Below are 6,150 nucleotides of genomic sequence, written 5' to 3' on the forward strand. Positions count from 1 at the left end.
CTTTCCGAAAGTCCTTGACTTGTTTTAGTTTTTCTATTAAGCTCAACATATCTTTCAAAAGTTCGCGTTCACTTCTCATTTTACCTGACAGTGATCGCTTTTACTTTTGATATTCTGATGGGAGAATGAAACAGCCCTACCCTTATCAAGGGGGGCAGGGGGGATCGAAGCTAAAGTCCATTTTTAATTTAATTATAACCAGCTACTTAATGCCCTACAGTCTCGTTCTCAATCTCACACCCCGATCGCCGATCTATCCGAATTTTCTCACCGGACGACACCTTCATGCGCTATTCCTTACCCTTGTCAGTAGTGTTGATCAGGAATTAGGGAAAATTCTACACGCAGCCGAGGCAGATAAAGCTTTTACCTTATCGCCACTACAGATGCAATCCGGGGGAAAAACGATAAATTCCCCGCAGTGGCGACACGAACGGGAGATCGCCCCCGAAACTCCCTGCTGGTGGCGGATTTCTCTGCTCGATGACCGATTATTTGGTAAATTAACTTCGCTCTGGTTGAATCTCAATCCAAAACAACCCTGGCATCTCGGTTCCGCCGATCTGGTTATCACCAGCGTCCTCGCCACCCCGCAATCGGTTCAACCCTGGGCGAACTCTTGTACTTATCAATACCTGTATGAAAACGCCTCGGAAACGAATCGGGAATTTAATTTCCTTTTCGCTACCCCCGTCACCTTCCGGCAGGGAAAATTCGATAGTGCCTTACCGACGCGGGAACTGGTGTTTAATAGCCTTCTCAATCGTTGGAATCGCTATAGCGCTATCCCCTTCGATTCTATTGCCCTAGAGTCGATTTTCCCCAGTTTCTTCGATATTCAAACGAAATTAGCCGACGAAGCCTATAAAAACCATTCGATCGGTTGTGTGGGTGAGATTCACTATCGTCTTTTGGGAGAGGTGGAACCCGCAAAGATTAAAGCGATTAATGCACTGGCGGATTTTGCCCTCTATGCGGGAGTGGGACGGAAAACCACCATGGGGATGGGGATGACTCGCAGAATTTCTAAGGATAAAAGATAGTTATGGATGAATCTGATTACATACCGATCGCCGCTCTCAACCATTACGCCTACTGTCCCCACCGTTGTTGGAGAATGTTCGTCGCCGGGGAATTTCTCGATAATAGCTACACGATCGAGGGAACAAATTTACACGAGCGAGTTCACACCGTCGGGGCGGCAAACCGCGAGGAAATATGGCAAATTCGGGCGATCTGGCTTAAATCAGATAATTACCGTCTCATCGGTAAAGCCGATCTGATCGAGTCCCAGGATGGCGAATTTATCCCCGTGGAATACAAACGGGGCAGTAAAGGCGAATGGGATAACGACGAGTTGCAGGTGTGCGCTCAAGCTCTGTGTTTGGAAGAAATGACTGGAAAAAGGCTAGATACCGGCTATATCTACTATGCCAGTTCTCACCAGCGTCAACCGGTGGCGATCGATCTTGCTCTACGGCAACGGGCGATCGCTACGATCCGAGCAGTTGAAACCCTGATCCAGACGGGAAAAATGCCCCCGGCGGTCTATTCTCCCCGCTGCAAGGGATGCAGTTTGTTCGATCGCTGCTTGCCCCGATTAACCGAAAAAGTCCAACGATATCGAGAGGAAGACTAAAAAATATGGGAACGGTATATGTGACAAGAGAAGACGCATTTCTCGGCAAAAATGACGAGCGTTTAACGGTCAAAGCATCCAAGGAAACGATCCTCGATGTACCTCTATTGAACGTGGAAGGAGTGGTGATTTTCGGACGGGGTTCAGTTTCTCCCGCATTGGTGATCGAATTGTTGGAACGTCATATTCCGCTCAGTTTCGTCACATCCACCGGACGCTATCTCGGTAGATTGGAACCGGAGATGACCAAAAATATTTTCGTTCGTCGAGCGCAATGGCAGGCCGCCGGCGATTCTCCGAAAGCCATTCAATTAGTGCGGGGATTCGTCCGCGGCAAGCTGAAGAATTACCGCAACATTCTGCTCCGTCGTCAACGCGATCGAAAAGAGTTGGATTTACAAACTGCGATCGCTTGTTTGGAAGCAGCGATCGGCTCGATCGAAACAACCTCGGCGATCGATTCTCTCCGGGGGTTAGAGGGAGCGGGAAGCGCAGCCTATTTCAGTTGTTTTGATTCCCTAATTCTCGGCGATACTTTTACCTTTACCTCGCGTAACCGTCGCCCCCCGCGAGATCCGGTCAATTCTCTTTTGAGTCTGGGTTATGCGTTATTGCGCCATGACGTGCAGAGTGCGATCAATTTGGTCGGTTTTGACCCCTATCTCGGTTATCTTCACTATCAACGCTACGGTCGCCCCTCGCTGGCACTAGATCTGATGGAAGAATTTAGAGCGATCGTCGTTGATGCCGTGGTTCTCAATGGGGTCAATCATCCTTATCTTACCCCCGAACATTTCACCACCGAACCCTTAAGCGGTGCGGTTTCCTTGACGAGAGAGGGATTACAGATTTTCCTGCGCTTGTACGAACAGAAGAAACAATCCAAGTTTAAGCATCCGGTAATGGGTAAACAGTGTACTTATCAAGAAGCTTTCGAGATTCAGGCCCGACTAATGGCGAAATATCTGATGGACGAGACGGATAAGTATCCACCCTTGATTTTAAAGTAGGTAGAGGCGGTCATGTATTTTGTTGTCAGTTACGACATTTCCGACGATAAGCGACGAACCAAAATTCACAATACGTTAAAGTCCTACGGCCAACGGGTGCAGTATAGTGTTTTTGAGTGCGATCTCACCGATACCCAGTACGCCAAGCTGCGCGGGCGCTTGAGTAAGTTGATCAAACCCGATACCGATAGCATCCGCTTTTATTTTCTCTGCGCCTGTTGTCGGGGTAAAGTGGAACGTATCGGTGGTGAGTTACCCCGGGATAATACAATTTTTTTTGTTTAGCTCGGTTGCGCTTCCGGGTAGCTGTAAAAATCCTTAACTATTATCTGGTGGCTGAAAAGCTTATGGAATATAGATTCGAGATGATTTTCCTTTCCAACGCGGGGCGCACCTTATCCCGTAAGGTTTTGCGGGGTCTTGAAGAACTGGGTCACTTGCTGTATGATTGGTTTATTGCGGGTGCGGCGCAACGGAACCTTGAAAATCCCATAGCGTACGGCTTTTACCACTGGGCGGTTCCAATTAATCTTAAACCCTATTAGGGATTGAAACTATCTACCTAGAAGCCACGGGAGATGTGACAGAATCTCGGTTCCAATTAATCTTAAACCCTATTAGGGATTGAAACGGCAAACCCTAAATCCTGATTTCACCTAGAAAAATGTTCCAATTAATCTTAAACCCTATTAGGGATTGAAACTGACAAATTCCAAACAGCGATCGAGTGACAAAAGGTTCCAATTAATCTTAAACCCTATTAGGGATTGAAACATCAGTAGATAAATCTTTAATTGCTTTTTTGATATGTTCCAATTAATCTTAAACCCTATTAGGGATTGAAACAGAGTTGTTTTTTCCCGTGCAGTTTGGCAATTCGTTCCAATTAATCTTAAACCCTATTAGGGATTGAAACGATTTGCCTTTTAATCCCGGTAGTAGCAACTATGGTTCCAATTAATCTTAAACCCTATTAGGGATTGAAACTCACTAGCTTAGGAAGCTTGGTTAGAGATACGGATTGTTCCAATTAATCTTAAACCCTATTAGGGATTGAAACAAATACTTCATGATTTCTCAATCCGTAAGCCGCCATTAAGTTCCAATTAATCTTAAACCCTATTAGGGATTGAAACATTCGCTTCCAAAATCAATCAAGTCTCGACAACGATCGTTCCAATTAATCTTAAACCCTATTAGGGATTGAAACTTCTTTAATTCCGACTCTAATCATACATTTTACAAGTTCCAATTAATCTTAAACCCTATTAGGGATTGAAACCTGCTCCCGGTATTTCCCAAATATCCAATTTTTTGCCCGGTTCCAATTAATCTTAAACCCTATTAGGGATTGAAACATGGATTTTATAATGAAGGCAGCTTTACAAAAGTGCATTCATGTTCCAATTAATCTTAAACCCTATTAGGGATTGAAACAAACTCATCCATTGAAACTTGAGAGGGAAATTTTTCGGGTTCCAATTAATCTTAAACCCTATTAGGGATTGAAACGGTGATGGCCGGCTCGATCAATCCCTCCGCTTTCCTGTTCCAATTAATCTTAAACCCTATTAGGGATTGAAACAATGGATTAGATTAGATTATCTGCTGGCAAGCGTTTGCCCTGTTCCAATTAATCTTAAACCCTATTAGGGATTGAAACTTGTTTACATTTCTAATATACCTGATTCTCCCACTAGTTCCAATTAATCTTAAACCCTATTAGGGATTGAAACTCTGATTCAACTTCTACTATCTCAGGTTTGGTGAGTTCCAATTAATCTTAAACCCTATTAGGGATTGAAACCTCTTATTGCGAATTATATCCTAGAAGGGCTGTATTGTTCCAATTAATCTTAAACCCTATTAGGGATTGAAACAATGTAAGTATAAACATTCACGGAAAACCAGAAGTTCCAATTAATCTTAAACCCTATTAGGGATTGAAACCCATAGATTTTATCGATTGCAACATTTCTGTTGTCGTTCCAATTAATCTTAAACCCTATTAGGGATTGAAACAGGGCGTGTCCTAGAATTAGAAAAAACAAAATAAGTTCCAATTAATCTTAAACCCTATTAGGGATTGAAACAGAATTGGAGAAAACGCAGGCTAGGATAAATGCAGTTCCAATTAATCTTAAACCCTATTAGGGATTGAAACTGCCAACTATCAGGAGCGATAGCCCGATTAAATCGTTCCAATTAATCTTAAACCCTATTAGGGATTGAAACGATAAACTCCGCCAACTTTGATATACGTTTCTATGTTCCAATTAATCTTAAACCCTATTAGGGATTGAAACAATCAGGTAAGGGGGATGTACACAAAATTATCGGAGTTCCAATTAATCTTAAACCCTATTAGGGATTGAAACACCGGAGTAGTGATTGCATCCGCGCTTTCAATTGTCAGAGTTCCAATTAATCTTAAACCCTATTAGGGATTGAAACACAAATCTCTCTAGCCCGACTTCGATAGCCTCCTTGTTCCAATTAATCTTAAACCCTATTAGGGATTGAAACAAGCCTAAAGACTCTCCATCTTTAGAAAGAGAGCGTTCCAATTAATCTTAAACCCTATTAGGGATTGAAACTGCAGCTGTGGCAGCCTATGCGGCGGGTGAAAAGTGGTATCGTTCCAATTAATCTTAAACCCTATTAGGGATTGAAACCCAGGAAAGCTATTTTTAAGAAAATCTAGCACAGAGTTCCAATTAATCTTAAACCCTATTAGGGATTGAAACGGGCAAGGGCGGCGGGGGTAGGGAGTCAAGTTCGGGGTTCCAATTAATCTTAAACCCTATTAGGGATTGAAACTAATTTAGTTTCTAGCGTGTTCACTTTGATCTCCTGTTCCAATTAATCTTAAACCCTATTAGGGATTGAAACTTATCAATATCTTTTAATCTCTGCTCTAATTGCGTTCCAATTAATCTTAAACCCTATTAGGGATTGAAACGGCAGCTTTCGGGCCAATCCCGCCGGCTGACCATCGTTCCAATTAATCTTAAACCCTATTAGGGATTGAAACGGCTCAAGGTTATGCGGGGAAGATTGACTTGATTGTTCCAATTAATCTTAAACCCTATTAGGGATTGAAACCGACTTCCCTGCCCCTCGGCTACCAGCCTCCTAGTTCCAATTAATCTTAAACCCTATTAGGGATTGAAACAGGATATTCGGGATGAGAAGGATCCTTATCGGTTGTTCCAATTAATCTTAAACCCTATTAGGGATTGAAACTTGAAATGGAATCTGGGGAATCCCAAGAAATTATGTTCCAATTAATCTTAAACCCTATTAGGGATTGGGCTCTTCGGTTTGTGTTATGCAATGGACGGGGGTTATAAGGGATGGAACCCTTATATAGAAAGGCATTTAGCGATTTTTGTCAATTGTTTTTGCTCTAGAGCGAACTAATCAATTAAGTCTCTTGCCAGATAAGGATTTAGTCGATTTATGCCCCCCTATCGAACCATAACAAGTAACGAAGAGCCA

The 6,150-nt window shown here is 43.0% G+C and carries 4 protein-coding genes and 1 CRISPR repeat array; all 4 genes read left to right on the forward strand.

All coding sequences use genetic code 11. The features are described 5' to 3' along the window. The first annotated feature begins 209 nt into the window (after positions 1-209). The 4 genes from cas6 to cas2 are packed head-to-tail and all read left to right on the forward strand — an operon-like array spanning position 210 to position 2,934. On the forward strand, positions 210-1,043 hold the full coding sequence (gene cas6 / locus IM456_RS12945; protein ID WP_287692164.1) for a CRISPR-associated endoribonuclease Cas6: 834 nt from the start codon (positions 210-212) through the stop codon (positions 1,041-1,043). Between the two features lie 2 nt (positions 1,044-1,045). Continuing rightward, entirely contained in the window at positions 1,046-1,639 is a 594-nt protein-coding gene (cas4, locus tag IM456_RS12950; protein ID WP_069474919.1) for a CRISPR-associated protein Cas4, read from the forward strand. Positions 1,640-1,644: 5 nt separating this feature from the next. Further along, positions 1,645-2,649 carry a type I-D CRISPR-associated endonuclease Cas1d gene (gene cas1d, locus IM456_RS12955; protein ID WP_149988543.1) on the forward strand — a complete coding sequence of 335 codons (1,005 nt, stop codon included), beginning with the start codon at positions 1,645-1,647 and terminating at the stop codon, positions 2,647-2,649. Between the two features lie 12 nt (positions 2,650-2,661). Beyond that, positions 2,662-2,934: a CRISPR-associated endonuclease Cas2 gene (gene cas2 / locus IM456_RS12960; RefSeq protein WP_002742874.1), complete on the forward strand. Its 273-nt coding sequence runs from the start codon at positions 2,662-2,664 to the stop codon at positions 2,932-2,934. A 233-nt stretch (positions 2,935-3,167) separates the two neighbouring features. After that, a CRISPR array of direct repeats spans positions 3,168-5,966; the repeat unit is 37 nt; unit sequence GTTCCAATTAATCTTAAACCCTATTAGGGATTGAAAC. Positions 5,967-6,150: the final 184 nt, after the last annotated feature.

Origin of the sequence: Microcystis sp. M079S1 (assembly GCF_020246425.1) — a bacterium.
GTDB classification, from domain to species: domain Bacteria; phylum Cyanobacteriota; class Cyanobacteriia; order Cyanobacteriales; family Microcystaceae; genus Microcystis; species Microcystis aeruginosa.

Coding starts and splice junctions, on each gene's coding strand:
- cas6 (WP_287692164.1), top strand. CDS start 210: ATGCCCTACAGTCTCGTTCTCAATCTCACACCCCGATCGCCGATCTAT.
- cas1d (WP_149988543.1), top strand. CDS start 1,645: ATGGGAACGGTATATGTGACAAGAGAAGACGCATTTCTCGGCAAAAAT.
- cas4 (WP_069474919.1), top strand. CDS start 1,046: ATGGATGAATCTGATTACATACCGATCGCCGCTCTCAACCATTACGCC.
- cas2 (WP_002742874.1), top strand. CDS start 2,662: ATGTATTTTGTTGTCAGTTACGACATTTCCGACGATAAGCGACGAACC.